General features: G+C 70.7%; 17 protein-coding genes and 5 tRNA genes. 13 read left to right on the top strand and 9 right to left on the bottom strand.

Annotation, left to right across the window (positions count from 1 at the left end; genetic code table 11):
- The first annotated feature begins 133 nt into the window (after positions 1 to 133).
- Together ACIQFX_RS28825 and ACIQFX_RS28820 are read left to right on the top strand one after the other, a co-directional pair.
- Positions 134 to 1,717 (top strand): acyl-CoA carboxylase subunit beta, encoded by a 1,584-nt coding sequence (locus tag ACIQFX_RS28825; RefSeq protein ID WP_402469137.1) that lies wholly within the window; start codon positions 134 to 136, stop codon positions 1,715 to 1,717.
- 14 nt (positions 1,718 to 1,731) lie between these two features.
- Entirely contained in the window at positions 1,732 to 1,932 is a 201-nt protein-coding gene (locus ACIQFX_RS28820; protein WP_402469134.1) for an acyl-CoA carboxylase subunit epsilon, read from the top strand.
- A gap of 135 nt (positions 1,933 to 2,067) precedes the next feature.
- Here ACIQFX_RS28820 and ACIQFX_RS28815 read toward each other — a convergent pair whose 3' ends face one another.
- The 8 genes from ACIQFX_RS28815 to ACIQFX_RS28780 all read right to left on the bottom strand — a co-directional run bounded on the left by ACIQFX_RS28815 (position 2,068) and on the right by ACIQFX_RS28780 (position 12,699).
- Positions 2,068 to 2,649 carry an ATP/GTP-binding protein gene (locus tag ACIQFX_RS28815; protein ID WP_017235983.1) on the bottom strand — a complete coding sequence of 194 codons (582 nt, stop codon included), beginning with the start codon at positions 2,647 to 2,649 and terminating at the stop codon, positions 2,068 to 2,070.
- Positions 2,630 to 3,181: a DUF742 domain-containing protein gene (locus ACIQFX_RS28810; RefSeq protein ID WP_402469131.1), complete on the bottom strand. Its 552-nt coding sequence runs from the start codon at positions 3,179 to 3,181 to the stop codon at positions 2,630 to 2,632. Before ACIQFX_RS28810 ends, ACIQFX_RS28815 begins: the two co-directional genes overlap by 20 nt.
- A gap of 106 nt (positions 3,182 to 3,287) precedes the next feature.
- The gene (locus tag ACIQFX_RS28805) at positions 3,288 to 3,701 is read right to left on the bottom strand and encodes a roadblock/LC7 domain-containing protein (protein WP_026057603.1); all 414 of its coding nucleotides are present in this window, start codon (positions 3,699 to 3,701) and stop codon (positions 3,288 to 3,290) included.
- A 7-nt stretch (positions 3,702 to 3,708) separates the two neighbouring features.
- Positions 3,709 to 6,948, bottom strand: coding sequence for a nitrate- and nitrite sensing domain-containing protein (locus tag ACIQFX_RS28800; RefSeq protein ID WP_402469128.1), 3,240 nt, complete (start codon positions 6,946 to 6,948; stop codon positions 3,709 to 3,711).
- Between the two features lie 348 nt (positions 6,949 to 7,296).
- Entirely contained in the window at positions 7,297 to 7,878 is a 582-nt protein-coding gene (locus tag ACIQFX_RS28795) for an ATP/GTP-binding protein (protein WP_367823048.1), read from the bottom strand.
- The gene (locus tag ACIQFX_RS28790) at positions 7,859 to 8,263 is read right to left on the bottom strand and encodes a DUF742 domain-containing protein (protein ID WP_017235980.1); all 405 of its coding nucleotides are present in this window, start codon (positions 8,261 to 8,263) and stop codon (positions 7,859 to 7,861) included. Before ACIQFX_RS28790 ends, ACIQFX_RS28795 begins: the two co-directional genes overlap by 20 nt.
- Before the next feature lie 158 nt (positions 8,264 to 8,421).
- Complete coding sequence (locus ACIQFX_RS28785; RefSeq protein WP_030496942.1) at positions 8,422 to 8,835, bottom strand: roadblock/LC7 domain-containing protein; 414 nt, start codon at positions 8,833 to 8,835, stop codon at positions 8,422 to 8,424.
- A gap of 9 nt (positions 8,836 to 8,844) precedes the next feature.
- A complete protein-coding gene (locus ACIQFX_RS28780) occupies positions 8,845 to 12,699 on the bottom strand; it encodes a nitrate- and nitrite sensing domain-containing protein (protein ID WP_402469124.1) in 3,855 nt (1,284 codons plus the stop codon).
- A gap of 569 nt (positions 12,700 to 13,268) precedes the next feature.
- Between ACIQFX_RS28780 and ACIQFX_RS28775 the strand changes: the two genes are divergently transcribed.
- The 9 genes from ACIQFX_RS28775 (at position 13,269) to ACIQFX_RS28735 (ending at position 17,323) form a co-directional block, all read left to right on the top strand.
- On the top strand, positions 13,269 to 13,472 hold the full coding sequence (locus ACIQFX_RS28775; RefSeq protein ID WP_402469350.1) for a hypothetical protein: 204 nt from the start codon (positions 13,269 to 13,271) through the stop codon (positions 13,470 to 13,472).
- 118 nt (positions 13,473 to 13,590) lie between these two features.
- Positions 13,591 to 14,376, top strand: a complete 786-nt coding sequence (locus tag ACIQFX_RS28770; RefSeq protein ID WP_402469121.1) for a fumarylacetoacetate hydrolase family protein — start codon at positions 13,591 to 13,593, stop codon at positions 14,374 to 14,376.
- Positions 14,369 to 15,844: a glutamate--tRNA ligase gene (gene gltX, locus ACIQFX_RS28765; RefSeq protein WP_402469118.1), complete on the top strand. Its 1,476-nt coding sequence runs from the start codon at positions 14,369 to 14,371 to the stop codon at positions 15,842 to 15,844. The genes ACIQFX_RS28770 and gltX overlap by 8 nt, the downstream gene beginning before the upstream one ends.
- A gap of 117 nt (positions 15,845 to 15,961) precedes the next feature.
- Positions 15,962 to 16,684, top strand: coding sequence for an HAD family hydrolase (locus ACIQFX_RS28760; RefSeq protein WP_402469115.1), 723 nt, complete (start codon positions 15,962 to 15,964; stop codon positions 16,682 to 16,684).
- Between the two features lie 95 nt (positions 16,685 to 16,779).
- Positions 16,780 to 16,851 (top strand) — tRNA-Gln (locus ACIQFX_RS28755).
- A 42-nt stretch (positions 16,852 to 16,893) separates the two neighbouring features.
- Positions 16,894 to 16,966: transfer RNA gene (locus ACIQFX_RS28750), tRNA-Glu, on the top strand.
- 84 nt (positions 16,967 to 17,050) lie between these two features.
- A tRNA-Glu gene (locus tag ACIQFX_RS28745) sits at positions 17,051 to 17,123 on the top strand.
- A gap of 14 nt (positions 17,124 to 17,137) precedes the next feature.
- Positions 17,138 to 17,209, top strand: a tRNA-Gln gene (locus ACIQFX_RS28740).
- Positions 17,210 to 17,250: 41 nt separating this feature from the next.
- Positions 17,251 to 17,323, top strand: a tRNA-Glu gene (locus ACIQFX_RS28735).
- A 145-nt stretch (positions 17,324 to 17,468) separates the two neighbouring features.
- Here ACIQFX_RS28735 and ndgR read toward each other — a convergent pair.
- Complete coding sequence (gene ndgR / locus ACIQFX_RS28730; RefSeq protein ID WP_017235973.1) at positions 17,469 to 18,185, bottom strand: IclR family transcriptional regulator NdgR; 717 nt, start codon at positions 18,183 to 18,185, stop codon at positions 17,469 to 17,471.
- Between the two features lie 140 nt (positions 18,186 to 18,325).
- On the opposite strand from ndgR, the gene leuC reads away from it, so the two are divergent.
- Both leuC and leuD read left to right on the top strand, forming a co-directional pair.
- The gene (gene leuC / locus ACIQFX_RS28725) at positions 18,326 to 19,750 is read left to right on the top strand and encodes a 3-isopropylmalate dehydratase large subunit (protein ID WP_402469113.1); all 1,425 of its coding nucleotides are present in this window, start codon (positions 18,326 to 18,328) and stop codon (positions 19,748 to 19,750) included.
- A gap of 6 nt (positions 19,751 to 19,756) precedes the next feature.
- Positions 19,757 to 20,350, top strand: a complete 594-nt coding sequence (gene leuD, locus ACIQFX_RS28720) for a 3-isopropylmalate dehydratase small subunit (RefSeq protein ID WP_402469110.1) — start codon at positions 19,757 to 19,759, stop codon at positions 20,348 to 20,350.
- Positions 20,351 to 20,367 lie beyond the last annotated feature (17 nt).

Raw genomic sequence — 20,367 nt, 5'->3', positions numbered from 1 at the left:
AAACGCGGGGGTACCTGGCTGTCGACTCGGTCGGGGCAGGTGATGGTTCTGTCCAGCCCCACCAGGATTCGACACGGGAGACTGTACGGAGTCGACGGCGGAGTTTTCTTGGATGACTTCGTAGGGTCGGTACATGACCGTTGTGGACCAGATCCCGAGCGAGCCCGCTGACGCCCGTGGCCGAGTGGCCGAGCTGCACGTCCTGCGCGAGCAGGCCCTCCGCGGCCCGAGTGACCGCGCGACCGAGGCCCAGCACGCCAAGGGCAAGCTGACGGCGCGTGAGCGCATCGAGCTCCTGCTCGACCCTGGTTCCTTCAGCGAGGTCGAACAGCTCCGCCGCCACCGCGCCTCCGGCTTCGGCCTGGAGGCGAAGAAGCCCTACACCGACGGCGTCATCACCGGCTGGGGCACGGTCGAGGGCCGCACGGTCTTCGTCTACGCCCACGACTTCCGGATCTTCGGCGGCGCCCTGGGCGAGGCCCACGCGACGAAGATCCACAAGATCATGGACATGGCCATCGCGGCCGGTGCCCCGCTGGTCTCCCTGAACGACGGCGCCGGCGCCCGCATCCAGGAGGGCGTCTCCGCCCTCGCCGGCTACGGCGGCATCTTCCAGCGCAACACCCGCGCCTCGGGCGTCATCCCGCAGATCTCGGTCATGCTCGGCCCGTGCGCCGGTGGCGCGGCCTACTCGCCGGCCCTCACGGACTTCGTCTTCATGGTCCGCGAGACCTCGCAGATGTTCATCACCGGCCCGGACGTCGTCAAGGCGGTCACCGGCGAGGAGATCACCCAGAACGGCCTCGGCGGCGCCGACGTCCACGCCGGCACCAGCGGCGTCGCGCACTTCGCGTACGACGACGAGGAGACCTGCATCGCCGAGGTCCGGTACCTCCTGTCGATGCTCCCGCAGAACAACCGCGAGAACCCGCCGACCGTCGCCTCCGAGGACCCGGCGGACCGCCGCTCCGACGTCCTGCTCGACCTGGTCCCGGCCGACGGCAACCGCCCGTACGACATGCACAAGGTCATCGAGGAGCTCGTCGACGACGGCGACTACCTGGAGATCCACGAGCGCTGGGCCCGCAACATCATCTGCGCCCTGGCCCGGCTCGACGGCCAGGTCGTCGGCATCGTCGCCAACCAGCCCCAGTCGCTGGCCGGCGTCCTCGACATCGAGGCCTCCGAGAAGGCCGCCCGCTTCGTGCAGATGTGCGATGCGTTCAACATCCCGATCATCACCCTTCTGGACGTCCCCGGCTTCCTCCCGGGCGTCGACCAGGAGCACGGTGGAATCATCCGCCACGGCGCGAAGCTGCTCTACGCGTACTGCAACGCGACCGTGCCCCGGATCTCGCTGATCCTGCGCAAGGCCTACGGCGGCGCTTACATCGTGATGGACTCCCAGTCCATCGGCGCCGACCTGACGTACGCCTGGCCCACCAACGAAATCGCGGTCATGGGCGCCGAAGGCGCCGCCAACGTGATCTTCCGCAAGCAGATCGCCGAAGCCGAGGACTCCGAGGCCATGCGCGCCCGCATGGTCAAGGAGTACAAGGCCGAGCTGATGCACCCGTACTACGCGGCCGAGCGCGGACTCGTCGACGACGTCATCGACCCCGCCGACACCCGCCAGGTGCTCATCCGGTCCCTCGCGATGCTCCGCACCAAGCACGCCGACCTGCCGTCCCGCAAGCACGGCAACCCGCCTCAGTAAGAGGAGTCATCCACGTGACAACGCCTGCCAACCTCCTCCGCGTCGAAAAGGGCCACGCCGACCCCGAGGAGCTCGCCGCCATCACGGCCGTGCTGCTCGCCCGCGCGGCCTCCCAGCCCACCGAGGACGCCCACCACCACGGCGGCCGCACCCAGGCCGGCTGGCGCCGCCTGGAGCGCGAGCACGGCTTCCGCGCCCCGCACAGCTGGCGCTGAGACCCCACGGCACGCGAGGGCCCCGCACCGACACCGGTGCGGGGCCCTTCCGCGTTCCCGCTCCCTCCCGCACGCACGACGAAGGGCCCCGCACCGGTCGGTGCGGGGCCCTCCTGCCGTGCGTCCGTCGGGGACTTACCGCAGGCGCGCCATGAGGGCGTGCTCCACCAGGGTGATGAGCGCGCTCTTGGCGTCCGCGCGGTGGCGGGCGTCGGTGGTGATGATGGGGGTGTCGGGACCGATCTGGAGGGCCTCGCGGACCTCCTCCGGCTGGTACGGCTGGTGTCCGTCGAAGCCGTTGAGGGCGATGACGAACGGCAGGCCGCTGTTCTCGAAGTAGTCGACCGCGGGGAAGCAGTCGGCGAGACGCCGGGTGTCGACGAGGACGACGGCGCCGATGGCACCGCGGACCAGGTCGTCCCACATGAACCAGAACCGGTCCTGGCCCGGCGTACCGAAGAGGTACAGGATCAGGTCCTGGTCCAGGGTGATGCGGCCGAAGTCCATGGCGACAGTCGTCGTCGTCTTGTCGCCGGTGTGCGTGAGGTCGTCGATGCCCGCGGACGCGGACGTCATGACGGCTTCGGTACGCAGCGGGTTGATCTCCGAGACGGCGCCGACGAACGTGGTCTTGCCCACGCCGAAGCCGCCCGCCACCACGATCTTCGCGCTGGTGGTTGAACGGGCCGCGCCGCCGCTAGAGCTTGCGAAGTCCACTGAGCACCCTTTCGAGCAGTGTCACGTCTGGCTGACCGCCGGCGGCCTCGTCGCCGCCCGGCTGGTGGATGGCGACGAGTCCGGCCTCGGCCAGGTCGGCGACGAGGATTCGGGCGACGCCGAGGGGAATGGAGAGAAGGGCCGAGATCTCCGCGACCGACTTGATCTCGAAGCACAGCCGGCAGATCCGCTGGTGCTCGGGCAACTGCCCCTGCAGCCGGGCCGGATCGGCCGTCGTACTGACCAGTGCCTCGATGGCGAGCTGGTAGCGCGGCCGGGTCCGGCCGCCGGTCATCGCGTAGGGACGCACGAGCGGGTTGTGCCCGCTCGAACCGCCCGCGGCGGAGGAAGCGCGCGGGGCGCTCGGGGAGCCCGCCGGGGCGGACTGGGGGTGCGGCTGCCGGTAGGACTGCGACGTGCCCTCTCTGCTCGGGGCGGAGGGAAAGTTGAACCGGTTCTGCGCAGGGTCGCCCAGCGGCGCCTGGTGCGCGTCATAACCGTTGTAAGGGCTCGCGCCCGGTGGTGTTCCCACGTCTCCTCCTCCGACTGCCTCGCGGTCCATGTCCCTTGGAGCCGCGCCACCGCACCCTACGGTGCGGTGGCGCGAAACGCACTGTCTGTCTGTTGGTTGAGAACTGTTAGTTGAGAAGACTTCCCTGAAGTTCCGCCCGGAGGTCGGGAGTCAGGACGGTGCCCGCGCGGTCCACGAGCAGGGCCATCTCGTAGCCCACGAGGCCGATGTCGGCCTCGGGGTGGGCGAGGACGGCCAGCGACGAACCGTCCGAGATCGACATGATGAAGAGGAAGCCGCGCTCCATCTCCACGACGGTCTGGTTGACCGCACCGCCCTCGAAGATGCGGGACGCGCCCGCGGTCAGCGAGGTCAGTCCGGAGGCGACGGCCGCCAGCTGGTCGGCGCGGTCGCGGGGGAACCCCTCGGACATCGCCAGCAGGAGTCCGTCGGCGGAGACCACCACCGTGTGCGACACCCCGGGGGTGTTGTCCACGAAGTTGGTGATCAACCAGTTCAGATTCTGCGCCGCCTGGCTCATGCTCACACTAACGCTCCTGGTTGTAGGTACTGCCCGGGCCGAGGCCCGATCCGTTCGTGTCCGTTCCCGCGCTGCGTCCCTGCTGGACGCCGCGGCGCAGGTTGCTCAACCTGCCCCGTACGTCCTCGGGAGCGCGGGAGACCTGGGGGCCGCCCTGCGGCGTCTGCTCCGCCGTGCCCTCGACCAGGTTGGCCTTCGGGACCCGCCGGGGGAGACCGGACGAGGTGACCCCGCCCGCCTTGGGGTCCTTCAGCTTCCCGGCCCGCTGCCAGCGCTCGTCGTTCGTCGAGCGCCATTCGTCGGAACCGTCGGCTTCGCTCTGCTGTTCCGGCTGCGAGGGCTTCGGCGGCTGCGGCGCCTGACGCGGCACCTGCTGGGTCGGCGGGGCGACGCTGCCGCGGCGCGGCAGACCGGCGTCCGTCATCGCGTGGCCGGCGTCCGGGGCGGGGCTGTGCGCCGGACCCGGACGGTCGAAGCCTACGCGGTCGTGGGCCTGTTCGGGAGCGTTCGGAGCAGATTCCGATTCCGCTCCGTACTCCTGACCGTAGCCGTTCTGGTAAGCGCTCTGTTCCGGCCATTCTGCCTGGTGAGACTGGGGTTCGAACGTGTTCTCGTACTGCTGGTGTTCGGTTCCCGGGGTCTCGTACGAGGCTTCCGCATAGCCCTGCTGCGGGTACGCCTCGTAACCCTGCTGGGGGTAGGCGTAACCGTCCTGCTGCGGGTATCCGGCCGCGTACTCCTGCGCCTGCTGCGGCTGGCCGTACTCCTGCGCCTGGTACTGCTCCGCGGGGTACTCCTGCGCCTGCTGCTGCGCGTACTCCTGGCCGTACTCCTGCGCGGGCTGCCCGTACTCGTCGGCCTGCTCGGCCTCGTCGCGGAACAGCGGCCGGTCCCCGGCCTGCGCCTGGGCGCCCAGGGCGGCACGACGGCCCTCGCGGTTCAGGGAGCGGTTGACCGGGTCGAGCTGGAGCTCCTCCTCGGCCGGCTGCTCGTAGCGCGAGTCGTCGAAGCCGAGGTCGGCGGCGGTCAGCATCGGCTGCTGCTGCGGAGCGGCCTCGAAGGCGCTCTGCTGCTGCTGCGGAATGATCTGCGAGACGGTGAAGTCGTCCTGCAGCGGCTGCTCGCCACCACCACCGTGGGTGATCGCGTCCGGCAGCATGACGAGCGAGGTCGTCCCGGCCTGCTCGCCCGAGGGGCGCAGCTGGACCCGGATGCCGTGCCGGTCGGCGAGCCGGCCGACCACGAAGAGGCCCATGCGCTGGGAGACGGCCGCGTCCACGGTCGGCGGGTTGGCCAGCTTGTGGTTGATGTCCGCGAAGTCCTCGGCGGTGAGACCGATGCCCTTGTCGTGGATCTCGACCATCACGCGGCCGTCGGGGAGACGGGTCGCGGTGACGCGGACCTTGGTCTGCGGAGAGGAGAACGTGGTGGCGTTCTCCAGGAGCTCGGCGAGCAGGTGCACGAGGTCGGTCACGGCCTGGCCGTGGATCTCGGCCTCCGGGACACCGGCCAGCTCGATGCGCTCGTACTGCTCCACCTCGGAGGAGGCGGCGCGCATGACGTCGACCAGCGGGACCGGCTGGTCCCAGCGGCGGCCCGGCTCCTCGCCGGCGAGGACGAGGAGGTTCTCGCCGTTGCGGCGCATACGGGTCGCCAGGTGGTCCAGCTTGAAGAGGTTCTCCAGCTGGTCCGGGTCGGCCTCGTTGTTCTCCAGGTCGGTGATGAGGGTCAGCTGGCCCTCGATCAGCGACTGGTTGCGGCGCGAGAGGTTCGTGAAGATCGCGTTGACGTTGCCCCGGAGCATGGCCTGCTCGGCGGCGAGCCGGACGGCCTCGCGGTGGACCTGGTCGAAGGCGCGGGCGACCTCGCCGATCTCGTCCTGCGAGTCGATCGGGATGGGCTGCACCCGGGTGTCGACCCGGCCGGGCTCGGTACGGGACAGCTGGTCGACCAGCATCGGCAGGCGCTGCTCGGCGATGCCGAAGGCGGCGGTCCGCAGCTCGCGCATCGAGCGGCTCATCTGGCGGGCCATCATGCCGGCGAGGATGAAGGCGGCGAGCAGGGCGACGACGACGATGCCGCCGTTGACCCAGGCGTCCGTCTTGGACTCGTCGGAGATCTTCGCGGCCTCGGCCACGGCCTTGTCGACGAGGGCCTTCTCGACCTCGGTGTAGCCGTCGAACTTGGCGGTGGCGACGGCCATCCAGCTCTCGGCCGTGATGCCCTTGGACTTCAGGGCCGCCAGGCCCTCCGGGCCCTTGGCGCTGCCGATGGCGGAGGCCACGCCGGAGTAGACGGAGCCGTCCTTGCCCTTGGGCAGTTCGACGCCGGCGGCCTGCATCTGCTTGGCGCCGTCGGCGGCCTTGCCGGCCATGACCTTCTTCAGCAGCTCGACGTCCTCGGGCGCACCGCCGGAGCTGAACTCGCCGAGGGCGATCTGCTCCAGGTAGTTGTACGAGTTGAACGCCACGGACTGCTGGGCGAAGACGGCCTCCTGGCGGCTGGGCCGGACCAGGAGCTGGGTGCCGATGGAGCGCTGGAGCGACTCGGCGCCCTTGGCCAGCTGGATCGCGTAGACGCTGCGGCCGTAGCTGGTGACGTTGCCGGTGCCGAGGCCGAGCTCGTTGGAGAACTCGGTGAGGTAGTGCTGGACGCCGGTGTAGCCGAGCTGGGTGTTCACCGGGTCGAGGGCCCGCGTGTACGCGGCCTTGCGGAGCGCGTCGAGCTTGGGCTCCTCGTCCTTGAACAGCCGCAGGCGGCGCTCGAGGCCCTGGCCCGAGGGCAGGTTCTTGGCGGCCTCGTCGAACTTGGCGCGGGCGGCGTCGGTGGCGGCGTACGCCCGCGTCACCTCGTCGCCCTTGCGGTCCTCGGCGCTCTTCGCGGCGAGGAGGGGGGCGGCGGTCAGGTCGCGCTCGTTGAGCAGGGCGGTGCTGTACTCCGAGGCGGCGCGCACGATGAGCGCCGTCTTCTCGGCGTCCTGCGCCTCCTGCCAGGTGTCGATCGACCCCTTCACCTGGAAGCCGCCCATGACCAGGCCGACCAGCACGGGTATGAGGAGGATCGCGTTCAGCCTGGTCGGCACCCGCCAGTTGCGGGGCGAGAGCTTGCTGGAGCTGCCCGTGGCGGCGGCCGCGGCCGGCGGCGGCGTCACGGGCACGTCCGCGGGCGACATCGCCGCGCGCGACGGCGGGGTGAAGTTGCCCCGCGCCGCCTCCTGCTCCGCGGAGCTTTCCTTGCTGCGCCTCACTCGACCAACAACCTCTCGGCGTCGGCACCTACGTTGTGCCGTGTTTCGTTCAGGGCCGTACTACTCGGGAGTTCATGAATTGCAGCACGTGAAGGGGGTCCGTTCCAAACAGTGGGACAGAGCCTCTTCTCACGGTCCGGAGCGCACGTAAAACGGGCATAAAGAGCGAGCCCCGCCAAAAGGCGGGGCTCAGGTGAGCGCAGTGACACCGATCGGATGCGTCGGGTGTCCGGGGCGCCCCAATTCTCTGTCGAAATGTTATGAACGCGGGGGCGGTCGTGTCGAAGGACACAGATCGTCCCGGCAGGGGCATATGACAGCCGCCCCGGCCGGTTCCGCTCCGCCGTCCTACTTGAGCCGCGCCATGAGGGCGTGCTCCACGAGCGTGATGAGCGCGCTCTTGGCGTCCGCGCGGTGGCGGGCGTCGGTGGTGATGATGGGGGTGTCGGGACCGATCTGGAGGGCCTCGCGGACCTCCTCCGGCTGGTACGGCTGGGCGCCGTCGAAGCCGTTGAGGGCGATGACGAACGGCAGGCCGCTGTTCTCGAAGTAGTCGACCGCGGGGAAGCAGTCGGCGAGACGCCGGGTGTCGACCAGTACGACGGCGCCGATGGCACCGCGGACCAGGTCGTCCCACATGAACCAGAACCGGTCCTGGCCCGGCGTACCGAAGAGGTACAGGATCAGGTCCTGGTCCAGGGTGATGCGGCCGAAGTCCATCGCCACCGTCGTGGTGGTCTTGCCCCCGGTGTGGGTCAGGTCGTCGATCCCCGCCGAGGCGGAGGTCATGACGGCCTCGGTACGCAGCGGGTTGATCTCCGAGACGGCACCGACGAACGTGGTCTTGCCCACGCCGAAGCCGCCCGCCACCACGATCTTCGCGCTGGTGGTCGACCGGGCCGCGCCGCCGCTAGAGCTTCCGAAGTCCACTGAGCACCCTTTCGAGCAGAGTCACGTCCGGCGTGCCGCCGGTCTCTCCGTTGCCCGGCTGGTGGATGGCCACCATGCCGGCCTCCGCCAGGTCGGCGACGAGGATCCTGGCGACGCCGAGCGGCATCGACAGGAGGGCCGAGACCTCGGCGACCGACTTGACCTCGCGGCACAGGTGGCAGATCCGCTGGTGCTCGGGCAGCAGCGTGGCGAGGTGTGCCGGGTCGGCCGTGGTGCTGACCAGCGCCTCGATGGCGAGCTGGTAGCGCGGCCGGGTCCGGCCGCCGGTCATCGCGTAAGGACGCACCAGCGGCTGGTCGCCCTCATGTCCGTACTCGTCGACTGAGGCGCCGTACGGATCGTGAGAGGCGGGGGGCGGGGTCATGAATCCTCCGGGCGTGACAGCAAACTCTCTGCCGTCTGATGGGGCCGGTGGGGGGCCGGGTGGGGCGGCCGTACGGTGAACGGTGACGGGGCGGTACGGAGGGGCGTACCGCCCTGTCGGTCAGTCGTAGTGAAGGGCTGTCCGGTCCAGGGAACCGGCTAGTGCAGCAGGCTGCCCTGGAGCTCCGCGCGGAGATCCGGGGTGAGGACGCTGCCGGCCCGGTCGACCAGCAGCGCCATCTCGTAGCCCACGAGGCCGATGTCGCACTCGGGGTGGGCGAGTACGGCCAGCGAGGAACCGTCGGAGACCGACATGAGGAAGAGGAAGCCGCGCTCCATCTCCACCACCGTCTGCGCGACGGGACCGCCCTCGAAGATCCGGGACGCGCCCGCGGTCAGCGAGGTCAGTCCGGATGCGACCGCCGCCAGCTGGTCGGCGCGGTCGCGGGGGAATCCTTCGGACATGGCCAGCAGGAGTCCGTCGGCGGAGACCACCACCGTGTGCGACACCCCGGGGGTGTTGTCCACGAAGTTGGTGATCAACCAGTTCAGATTCTGCGCCGCCTGGCTCATCGCGTTCAACTAACGCTCCTGCTGATGGTTCGGACCGAGGGGGAAGCTACCCGTGGTCGAGTTGTTCGCCTGTCGGCCCTGCTGGATGCCGCGGCGCAGATTGGTCAGCCGGCCGCGGACGTCGTCGGGTGCACGCGAGACCTGGGGGCCGGCCGTGTGGGCCTGCTCCTGTGCGGTCCCGGGTACGAGGTTGGCCTTCGGCACGCGCCGGGGAAGGCCGGAGGTGGTGACGCCGCCGGCCGCGGGCTTGCGCACCCGCTCGGCCTGGCGCACCAGCTCGTCGTTGGGCGAGGTCCGCCAGGCGGCCCCGTTCTGCCGGCCGCCGTCGGCGGGCGCCGGGGCGGACGGCTGGGCGACGACCGGGGTCTGCGTCGTCTGCGCCACGTCCGCCGGCGCCTGCTGCTGGGCCTGCTGCTGGGCCGCCTGGTCCTGGTGGAACCAGTTGGTCTCCAGCGTGTCGTACAGCGGAGTGCGACCGTCACCCGTACCGGCCGGCGGCAGCGCCTCCGGACGGCGCGGCTGCTGCAGCGCCGGCTGCTGCGGCTGCTGCCGGCCGGGCTCGGCCCCCTGGCGCGGGGCGCCGAAGTCGGCGCCGTTCCGCTGCCGAGGAGCCGGGGCCTGCGCCTGCGGGGCCTGCTGCTGGGCCTGCGGCACATAGGGCTGCCGGCCGAACTGCTGCTGCTGGCCGCCCTGGTAGCCCTGCGGGGCCTGCGGCTGCGGGGGACGACCCTGCAGCGGGGCCTGCTGGGGCGCGCCGAAGTCGGGGCGCGGGAACTGGCCGGTGGAGCCGGGACCCTGCGGGGCACCGAAGTCGGGGCGCGGGAACTGCGCCGTCGACGCCGGGTCCTGGACACCGCCCTGGTACGCCTGCGGGGCCTGCTGCTGCTGAGCCTGCGGGGCCTGCTGGGGCGCGCCGAAGTCGGGGCGCGGGAACTGGCCGGTGGAACCGGGACCCTGCGGGGCCGCCGGACCGCCGAACAGGCCGGCCGTGTCCTCGTGGCCGCGCGGGGCGTCCAGCGGGGTCATCTCCTGCTGCGGGCGCCGGACCGGCTGCTGCGCCGGGTCGTTGCCCCAGCTCGCGGCCTGCGGGCGCTGCGGCTGGGGGTTGCCCCCCGGGAGCTCGGCGTGCGGGAAGTCGTAACCGCCGGGCTGGTTGCCCTGCGGGGCCTGGCCCTGCGGGGCGTGCTGCGGCGCGCCGGGCCCGGCCGACGGGCCGGTCTGGCCGCCGCCCTGGTTGCCCTGGCTGCCCCACACGTCCGTACGGGACGGGATGGCGCTGGCCGCACCGCCGATGAGACCGCCGCCGCCCGGGCCCGGGCGCAGCGCGTCCGGGTTCTGCGGGGCCTGCGGCAGCTGACCGGTCTGGTCGAGCTGCGCGTTCTGCGGCTGCGGGGTGCGCTGCTGCGGGGCGGCCTGCTGCGGGGCGCCCTGCGGCGCGCCGTCGCGGGCGGGCAGCGCGGCCCGGGGACCGCTCGCGCCGACCTGGCCGCGCGCGGCACCGGCGCCGATCCGGCCGGCCGCCGACTGCGGCGCGCCACCGGGACCGCCGGGACGTCCGCCGCCGGGGCCACCGGCCGCGCCCGGGCCGCCGGGGAGCCGGCCGCCGGGGGCGGAGGCACCCTGCGGCATCGCGCCCTGGCCGCCGGCGCCCGGCTTGGGCATCGGCTTCTTGCCGCCCTGGGCGACGTCGACGGGGAGCATGACGAGCGCGGTGGTGCCGCCCGAGTCGGAGGGGCGCAGCTGGATGCGGATGCCGTGTCGCAGGGACAGGCGGCCGACCACGAAGAGACCCATGCGGCGGGAGACCGAGACGTCCACGGTGGGCGGCGAGGCGAGCCGCTCGTTGATCGCGGCGAGGTCCTCGGGGGAGAGGCCGATGCCGGTGTCGTGGATCTCGACGAGCACGCGGCCGTCGGGCAGGGCGTGACCGGTGACCCGGACCTTCGTCTGCGGGGAGGAGAACGAGGTGGCGTTCTCCAGCAGCTCGGCGAGGAGGTGCACGAGGTCGTTGACGACCCGGCCGGCGACCTCGGTCGCCGGGACCGCGGCCAGTTCGATGCGCTCGTACTGCTCCACCTCGGAGGCGGCGGCACGGAGCACGTCGACCAGCGGGACCGGGCGGGTCCAGCGGCGGCCCGGCTCCTCGCCGGCGAGGACGAGGAGGTTCTCGCCGTTCCGGCGCATACGGGTCGCGAGGTGGTCGAGCTTGAAGAGCGAGGAGAGCTGGTCCGGGTCGGCCTCGCGCGACTCCAGTTCGGAGATGAGCGACAGCTGACGCTGGATGAGGCCCTGGGAGCGGCGCGAGAGGTTGGTGAACATCGCGTTGACGTTGCCCCGGAGGAGGGCCTGCTCGGCGGCGAGGCGGACGGCCTCGCGGTGCACGTCGTCGAAGGCCGCGGCCACCTGGCCGATCTCGTCCCGGGAGTGCACACCGACGGACTCGACGGAGGTGTCGACGTCCTGCGGGTCCGACTCGGAGAGCTGCTTGACGAGCTCGGGCAGACGGTCCTGGGCGACCTTGGTCGCGGTGTCCTGGAGGCGCCGCAGCGAGCGGATCATGGACCGGGCCACGACGAAGGCGCCGATGAGCGAGACGCCGAGGACGAGCAGGATCAGCGCACCGTTGATGATGGCCTCGCGCTGCGACTCCTGCCGCAGCTCACGGGCCATCGTCTCCATGTCGCCGAGGAGGCCGTCCTCGATGACGTTCATGGCGTTGATCTTGATGCCGTACTCGTCGGTGAAGTTCAGGTGACCCCGCCGGGTGCCGCCGGGCATGGCGTCGTCCGCGTTGAGGACGCGCTCGGCGTACTTGTCGGCGGCGACGATCGACGGGTTGGCGCCGGTGAGGGACGCGGTCTTCTCGGCGGCGTCGCCACCGGTCGACTCGTAGATCGCCTGGAACGACTTGAACTCGACGCCCTCGGAGTTGAGCGCGGCGTCGGCGTACAGGCGGTCACCCTGCTGGATGCGGCCCGGGGTCTTGTCGTTCGGGGGCAGCGCGGCGGCGATGATCGCCTGCTGGATGGAGGCGTACTCCTTGGCGGACGAGAACGCGGCGAGCGCACGGGTCCGCTTGATCATCTCCGGGTTGCTGGTCGCCTGCGCCATGTCCTGGGACAGGCTGAGCAGCGAGCGGACGAGACGGCTGTACGCCTCGACCGTCACCGAGTGGGCGACGCCCTTCTCGTAGGCGTTGCCGCGGATCGTGTTGAGCTGGATGACCTGCGAGGCGATCTGGCTGACGTTCTGGCGGATGCTCCGCAGCGCCTCGTCGCCCTCGGTGGTCGGGATGTCCTCGGTGGCGTCGAGGAAGGCCTTGTACTCGCGGTCCGTCTTCCGGCGCGGGTTGGCGACCTGGTAGTCGCTGACCGGGCGGCCGTTGGCCAGCGGACCCGCGGACAGGTCGCGCTCGGACTGCAGGGCCTGCGCGAGGTCGGTCGCCTCACGGGTCAGCTTGGTGAGCAGCTGCATGTGGTCGAGCTGCTCCATGTCCTGGAGTGACTCGTTGATGCGGATGCCGCCCAGGGTGGTCGCCGCCACCACGGGGAGGGTGAGGAGGGCGACGAGGCGCGTGGAGATGCGCCAGTTGCGCAGGGCTATTCGCGGGCCGACCTCGTTCTCGGCGCGGGGCTTTGCGGGCGCGGCCGGCGGCTCGGCCGCTGAGGCCTTGCCCTTCTTGCCGTTCGCGCGCCTGCCGGCGTCGCCGGCGTCGCCGGACGGTCCCTGACCCTGGTTCGGGGTGTGCGGGGCCGAGGGACCGCGGTCGGTCCCGGCGCGCGGTTCCTGCTCCGCCTGAGCTTCCGCTCGGCTCTGGCGGGCCTGGGGAGAACCCGAGCCATCCCTCTTGAAACGTCCCTGCACTAGCGTCGCAACCTTTTGACCAGGCGTCCTTCCGGGTGAACGGAGCGGACGGTGTCGGCGTCAGTCGAGGTACGTGAGTACCCCAGGTGGTCATCGGTGACCGGCGCAGTTCCCCCTTCCCCGCCACTCGGCCGGCGCTGCGTCGCGCCTCCTGCGCGCCGGCTTGTAAACCTGCGGCGGTGCGTGGAATTCCAGCACAGTGCCGGATCTCCAACAAGGGCCGCGTGTCGCACTGTGAGGGGAATGACAACCTGTGCACGTTGTGTCACCCCATGTAGAAGATGATCACGGAGATTTCGGACTTTCCCCCTCCAATGAACCGGCATCCCCGTGTGTCCCAGTCGGCATGATCAGGAGCGGAATGCAGCATTCAGTGGCGGAATGTCCCTTTCCGTGGTGACCGGCAACCATCCGTAATGCCCGGAATGTGGCGTGAGTGGTGAGCAAACTCACACGCGAATCGATGTCTCAGCCATGCATTCGAAGGGAATCGCATGTTTAGCCTGACGCTTTACACCCCTTCGCGCCCGCACGTGGCGCCCGTCCCGGAACAAGGGCAGATCACCGCGATGAACACGACGACGCTCCGCACCACGGCCAACCCCCGCCGCTCCACCCTCGCCCACCTCGCGGACGCCGCAGAGCTCGGCCGGGGCGCCCAGCCGGAGTACGCGGTCGAGCTGCCCGGCAACACGGCCAACCCCCGCCGCACCGTCCTCATGCAGGCCCCGGCCCCGTACGAGCCCCAGCCGTACGCCGCCGCCTCCCGCTGACCCGGACGGGCGTCGCCCGCGCCGTCCGCCCCGGCTATATCGCCGGGGGCCGCACCCCCACCGCGTTAGCCTGGAGCGTCAGACTCCAGCCAGTAGCAAGTGAGGGGCGACAGCACTCGTGCGCATCGCCAGATTCTCCATCGACGGCAACGTGGCCTTCGGCGCCGTCGAGGGCGAGGGAACCGTCGAGTCCGGCGGCCTCGTCCTCGACATCATCAAGGGCATCCCGTACACCGACTTCGAGCTCAGCGGCACCAAGGTCCCGCTGAGCAAGGTCCGGCTCCTGCCGCCCGTGCTCCCCAACAAGGTCGTGGCGGTCGCCCGCAACTACGTCGAGCACGCGGCCGAACTCGGCAACGAGGTCCCTGAGGTCCCCGTCACCTTCTTCAAGCCCACCACCTCGGTGATCGGCTCCGGCGACGCCATCGAGTACCCCTCCTTCTCCAATGAGCTGCACCACGAGGCCGAACTGGCCGTGGTCATCGGCCGCATGTGCCGCGAGGTGCCCCGCGAGCGCGTGAAGGACGTCGTCTTCGGCTACACCTGCGCCAACGACGTCACCGCCCGCGACGCCCAGCAGCGCGAGAAGCAGTGGGCCCGCGCCAAGGGCTTCGACACCTCCTGCCCCCTGGGCCCCTGGGTGGAGACCGACCTCGACCCGAGCGACCTGGCCATCCAGGCCACGGTCAACGGCGAACAGCGCCAGCTGGGTCGGACGAGCGACATGATCCGCTCCATCGAGGACCTGGTCGTCCACATCACCGAGGCCATGACGCTGCTCCCGGGCGACGTCATCCTCACCGGCACCCCCGCCGGGGTCGGCCCCCTCAACGTCGGCGACGAGGTCGCCGTCACCATCGAAGGCATCGGCACTCTCACCAATAAGGTGATCAAGCGTGGCTAACGCGAACATCCGCGTCCGTTTCTGTCCCTCGCCGACCGGCAACCCCCACGTGGGCCTGGTCCGCACCGCCCTCTTCAACTGGGCCTTCGCCCGGCACAACGAGGGCACCATGGTCTTCCGCATCGAGGACACCGACGCTGCCCGCGACTCCGAGGAGTCGTACAACCAGCTCCTCGACTCGCTGAAGTGGCTCGGCCTCGACTGGGACGAGGGCCCGGAGGTCGGCGGCCCGCACGCGCCGTACCGCCAGTCGCAGCGGATGGACATCTACAAGGACGTCGCCGACAAGCTGCTCGCCGGCGGCTACGCGTACCCCTGCTACTGCACCACCGAGGAGCTCGACGAGCGCCGCGAGGCCGCCCGCGCCGCCGGCCGCCCCTCCGGCTACGACGGCCACTGCCGCGACCTCACCGCCGAGCAGAAGGCCGCCTACGAGGCCGAGGGCCGCGCGTCGATCGTCCGCTTCCGGATGCCCGACGAGCCGATCACCTTCACCGACCTGGTCCGCGGCGAGCTCACCTTCACCCCGGAGAACGTGCCGGACTACGGCATCCTCCGAGCGAACGGCGCCCCGCTCTACACCCTGGTCAACCCGGTCGACGACGCCCTGATGGAGATCACCCACGTCCTGCGCGGCGAGGACCTGCTCTCCTCCACCCCGCGCCAGGTCGCGCTCTACAAGGCGCTGATCGAGCTCGGCATCGCCAAGGAGATCCCCTCCTTCGGCCACCTGCCGTACGTCATGGGCGAGGGCAACAAGAAGCTCTCCAAGCGCGACCCGCAGGCCTCCCTCAACCTCTACCGGGAGCGCGGCTTCCTCCCCGAGGGCCTGCTGAACTACCTCTCGCTCCTCGGCTGGTCCTTCTCGGCCGACCAGGACCTCTTCACCATCCCCGAGATGGTGGCGAAGTTCGACATCGCCGACGTCAACGCCAACCCGGCGCGCTTCGACCTCAAGAAGGCCGAGTCGATCAACGCCGACCACATCCGGATGCTCGACGTGAAGGCGTTCACCGAGGCCTGCGAGCCCTGGCTCGACGCCCCGCACGCCAACTGGGCCCCCGAGGACTTCGACCGCGCCGCCTGGGAGGCCATCGCGCCGCACGCCCAGACCCGCATGACGGTCCTCTCGGAGATCACGGCCAACGTCGACTTCCTCTTCCTCCCGGAGCCGGTCTTCGACCAGCCCTCGTGGGACAAGGCGATGAAGGGCGAGCCGGCCGCGCTGCTCACCACGGCCCGCGAGAAGCTCGTGGACGCCGACTGGAGCGACCCCGAGTCGCTCAAGAACGCGGTGCTGGCCGCCGGCGAGGCCCACGGCCTCAAGCTCGGCAAGGCCCAGGCCCCGGTCCGCGTCGCCGTCACCGGCCGCACGGTCGGCCTGCCCCTCTTCGAGTCCCTGGAGATCCTGGGCAAGGAGAAGACCCTGACCCGCATCGACGCGGCCCTGGCGAAGCTCGCCGGCTGAGCCCCGTCCTCCGTCCCGTGGGGGCGGCGACCGGTACCCCGGTCGCCGCCCCCACGGGCGTTCCGGGTCCGGGGAAAAGAGCCCCGCGGGCCGGGGGAGCGGCGGTACGGTCGTGCCATGGCCATCCGAGCCGTCCTCTGGGACGTGGACGACACGATCTTCGACTACGAGAGCGCCGACCGTGCCGGGATGCGCGGCCACCTGGCGGCCGAGGGGCTGCTCGACGGATACGACTCCGTGGACCAGGCCCTGGACCGCTGGAAGGAGCTCACGCTCCTGCACTGGCGCCGCTTCGAGATCGAGGGCGGCGACTTCCAGGACCAGCGGCGGGCCAGGGTCCGCGACTTCCTCGGCGAGCCCGGACTCTCGGTCGCCGGGGCCGACGACTGGTTCGACCGGTACGTCGCCCACTACGAGGCCGCCTGGGAGCTCTTCCCCGACGCGCTGCCCGTCCTCGACCTGCTCGCGGGCGACTACCGCCACGCCGTGCTGTCGAACTCCAGCATCCACGCCCAGGAGCCCAAGCTCCGCGCCCTGGGCGTGCGCGATCGCTTCGAGGCCGTCCTGTGCGCCGCCGAGCTCGGCTTCGCCAAGCCGGCCCCGGAGGCCTTCCACGCCGCCTGCGCGGCCCTGGGCCTGGCCCCGGAGGAGATCGCGTACGTCGGGGACCAGCCCGACACCGACGCCCGGGGCGCGGCCGAGGCGGGGCTCCTGGGCATCTGGCTGGACCGCGCGGACGCCGGCGGGAGACCCGAGCTGCGACGGATCACGGACCTCCGCCAGCTCCCCGCCCTGCTCCGCGGGCATACCCGTTTTGGAGCACCGTCCACCTTCGGGTAATGTTCTTTCTGCGCCGAGGGGAACAAGCCGAAAGGCAAGAACCCGGAAAGCGCAAGCCGAGACAAGATCCCCCCTGGTGGGGGAGGTTGCCACGGTGGCCTATGGTGTAATTGGCAGCACGACGGTTTCTGGTTCCGTTAGTCTTGGTTCGAGTCCAGGTAGGCCAGCTCGCAGAGCTTTATCTGCAACCTGTGGATGGCATCCACAAAGCCCCCGTTGTGTAGCGGCCTAGCACGCCGCCCTCTCAAGGCGGTAGCGCCGGTTCGAATCCGGTCGGGGGTACAGATCCATCCTGCGGATCACTTGGGTAGCTCCCGGTGAATCCGCGGTGACATCACCCGACTCGTGTCGGGTGGGATCGCTAGGGCCCCCGTTGTGTAGCGGCCTAGCACGCCGCCCTCTCAAGGCGGTAGCGCCGGTTCGAATCCGGTCGGGGGTACGGTGTAACCACTATGGCCTATGGTGTAATTGGCAGCACGACGGTTTCTGGTTCCGTTAGTCTTGGTTCGAGTCCAGGTAGGCCAGCTCGCAGAGCTCATCTGCACCCGCGGATCTGATCCGCAAAGGCCCCCGTTGTGTAGCGGCCTAGCACGCCGCCCTCTCAAGGCGGTAGCGCCGGTTCGAATCCGGTCGGGGGTACAGAACGAGGAAGCCCTTCCCTTCGGGGGAGGGCTTCTTCGCTGTTCGGTGCCGGCCGCGGCCCCCGTGCCGTACGCGGACACAACTCCGGCCCACCGCTGCGGCGTTGAAGCGGTGGGCCGGGACGAACAGGGGGACGGAGGGGTCAGCCGTTGCGGCGGAGCGCCTCGGAGAGGCGGGCCGCCGCGTCGATGACCGCCTGGGCGTGCATACGGCCCGGGTGGCGCGTCAGGCGCTCGATCGGACCCGAGACCGACACGGCGGCCACCACGCGGTTGGACGGGCCCCGGACGGGCGCGGAGACGGACGCGACGCCCGGCTCCCGCTCACCGATCGACTGGGCCCAGCCGCGGCGCCGTACGCCCGACAGGGCGGTCGCCGTGAAGCGGGCGCCCTGGAGGCCGCGGTGCAGCCGCTCGGGCTCCTCCCAGGCCATCAGGATCTGCGCCGAGGAGCCGGCCTTCATGGTCAGCGTCGAGCCGACCGGCACGGTGTCCCGCAGGCCGGAGAGGCGCTCGGCCGCCGCCACGCAGATGCGCATGTCGCCCTGCCGGCGGTAGAGCTGGGCGCTCTCGCCCGTGACGTCGCGCAGATGCGTCAGCACGGGGCCGGCGGTCGCGAGCAGGCGGTCCTCGCCGGCCGCGGCCGCGAGCTCCGAGAGGCGCGGTCCGAGGATGAACCGGCCCTGCATGTCACGCGCCACCATCCGGTGGTGTTCCAGTGCCACGGCCAGTCGGTGTGCCGTGGGTCGTGCGAGTCCCGTCGCCGCGACCAGTCCTGCGAGGGTGGCCGGACCGGACTCCAGGGCGCTCAGGACAAGGGCTGCCTTGTCGAGAACGCCTACGCCGCTAGAGTTGTCCATGCAACGATATTCGCGTCTCACTCTGTGAAACGCAAGTTCAATTTTCCGAGGACCTTGGCACTCTGGTGAGGCGGCCGCACAACGGCCCGCGAAACGGGTCTCTAGTTGTGCCGGCGTAGACGTCGGCCGGAGGGAAAGCGATGGGTAGGACACTCGCGGAGAAGGTCTGGGACGACCATGTCGTCCGGCGCGCCGAGGGCGAGCCCGACCTCCTCTTCATCGATCTGCACCTGCTGCACGAGGTGACCAGCCCCCAGGCCTTCGACGGCCTGCGCCAGAACGGCCGGCAGGTGCGGCGCCTCGACCTCACCATCGCCACCGAGGACCACAACACCCCGACCCTCGACATCGACAAGCCGATCGCCGACCCGGTCTCCCGCGCACAGCTGGAGACCCTCCGGAAGAACTGTGCCGAGTTCGGCGTCCGGCTGCACCCGCTCGGCGACGTCGAGCAGGGCGTCGTCCACGTCGTGGGCCCCCAGCTGGGCCTGACCCAGCCCGGCACCACCGTCGTCTGCGGCGACTCCCACACCTCCACGCACGGCGCCTTCGGCGCGCTGGCGTTCGGCATCGGCACCAGCCAGGTCGAGCACGTGCTCGCCACCCAGACGCTGCCGCTGGCCCGCCCGAAGACCATGGCCATCACGGTCGACGGCGAACTGCCCGAGGACGTCACCGCCAAGGACCTGATCCTGGCGATCATCGCCAAGATCGGCACCGGCGGCGGCCAGGGCTACATCCTGGAGTACCGCGGCTCCGCCATCGAGAAGCTCTCGATGGAGGCCCGGATGACCATCTGCAACATGTCGATCGAGGCCGGCGCCCGCGCGGGCATGATCGCCCCCGACGAGACCACCTTCGCCTACCTGGAGGGTCGTGCGCACGCCCCCGAGGGCGAGGACTGGGACGCCGCCGTCGCGTACTGGAAGACCCTGAAGTCCGACGAGGACGCCGTCTTCGACGCCGAGGTCGTCATCGACGGTCCCTCGCTGGCGCCGTTCGTCACCTGGGGCACCAACCCCGGCCAGGGCGCGCCGCTTTCGGCGAACGTCCCCGACCCGGCTTCGTACGAAGACGCTTCGGAGCGCCTGGCCGCCGAAAAGGCCCTGGAATACATGGGGTTGACCGCCGGACAGCCGCTGCGCGACATCAAGGTCGACACCGTCTTCGTAGGCTCCTGCACCAACGGCCGCATCGAGGACCTGCGCAACGCGGCCTCGCTCCTGGAGGGCCGCCGGGTCGCCGACGGCGTCCGGATGCTGGTCGTCCCCGGCTCGGTCCGGGTCGCCCTGCAGGCCGTGGAGGAGGGCCTGGACAAGGTCTTCAAGGAGGCCGGCGCCGAATGGCGGCACGCGGGCTGCTCGATGTGCCTGGGCATGAACCCCGACCAACTGGCCCCCGGTGAGCGCTCCGCGTCCACCTCCAACCGCAACTTCGAGGGCCGGCAGGGCAAGGGCGGCCGCACCCACCTGGTCTCGCCCCAGGTCGCCGCCGCCACCGCCGTCCTGGGCCACCTGGCCTCCCCGGCCGATCTGTCCGACGTCGCCACCACCGCGGGGGTCTGAGGAACCATGGAAGCTTTCACCACGCACACCGGCCGGGCCGTCCCGCTGCGCCGCAGCAACGTCGACACCGACCAGATCATCCCGGCGCACTGGCTGAAGAAGGTCACCCGCGACGGCTTCGAGGACGGCCTCTTCGAGGCCTGGCGCAAGGACTCCGAGTTCGTCCTCAACCGCCCCGAGCGGCAGGGCGCCACGGTCCTGGTCGCCGGCCCCGACTTCGGCACCGGCTCCTCCCGCGAGCACGCCGTCTGGGCGCTCCAGAACTACGGCTTCCAGGCGGTCATCTCCGCCCGCTTCGCCGACATCTTCCGCGGCAACTCGCTGAAGAACGGCCTGCTGACCGTCGTCCTGCCGCAGGAGACGGTGGACGCGCTCTGGGAGCTGACCGAGGCCGACCCGACCGCCGAGATCACCGTCGACCTGGAGCGCCGCAAGGTCCTGGCCGCCGGGATCGACGCCGACTTCGAGCTCGACGAGAACGCCCGCTGGCGTCTGCTGAACGGCCTCGACGACATCAGCCTCACCCTTCAGAACGAAGCCGACATCGCCGCCTACGAGGCGGCGAGGCCGACCTTCAAGCCCCGTACAATTACGGTCTGAGCAGCGCTTTTCCAAGA

Source organism: Streptomyces sp. NPDC093089 (genome assembly GCF_044754405.1).
Taxonomy (GTDB): Bacteria; Actinomycetota; Actinomycetes; order Streptomycetales; family Streptomycetaceae; genus Streptomyces.
Note: the sequence above shows the minus strand (reverse complement) of the source record. Positions and strands in the feature narration are given on the sequence as shown.

What these genes read in the sequence shown, in the direction of transcription:
- ACIQFX_RS28805 (WP_026057603.1), bottom strand. Translation starts at nt 3,701, where the DNA reads ATGAGCCAGGCGGCGCAGAATCTGAACTGGTTGATCACCAACTTCGTG.
- ACIQFX_RS28775 (WP_402469350.1), top strand. Translation starts at nt 13,269, where the DNA reads ATGAACACGACGACGCTCCGCACCACGGCCAACCCCCGCCGCTCCACC.
- leuC (WP_402469113.1), top strand. Translation starts at nt 18,326, where the DNA reads ATGGGTAGGACACTCGCGGAGAAGGTCTGGGACGACCATGTCGTCCGG.
- ACIQFX_RS28785 (WP_030496942.1), bottom strand. Translation starts at nt 8,835, where the DNA reads ATGAGCCAGGCGGCGCAGAATCTGAACTGGTTGATCACCAACTTCGTG.
- ACIQFX_RS28825 (WP_402469137.1), top strand. Translation starts at nt 134, where the DNA reads ATGACCGTTGTGGACCAGATCCCGAGCGAGCCCGCTGACGCCCGTGGC.
- leuD (WP_402469110.1), top strand. Translation starts at nt 19,757, where the DNA reads ATGGAAGCTTTCACCACGCACACCGGCCGGGCCGTCCCGCTGCGCCGC.
- ACIQFX_RS28760 (WP_402469115.1), top strand. Translation starts at nt 15,962, where the DNA reads ATGGCCATCCGAGCCGTCCTCTGGGACGTGGACGACACGATCTTCGAC.
- ndgR (WP_017235973.1), bottom strand. Translation starts at nt 18,185, where the DNA reads ATGGACAACTCTAGCGGCGTAGGCGTTCTCGACAAGGCAGCCCTTGTC.
- ACIQFX_RS28790 (WP_017235980.1), bottom strand. Translation starts at nt 8,263, where the DNA reads ATGACCCCGCCCCCCGCCTCTCACGATCCGTACGGCGCCTCAGTCGAC.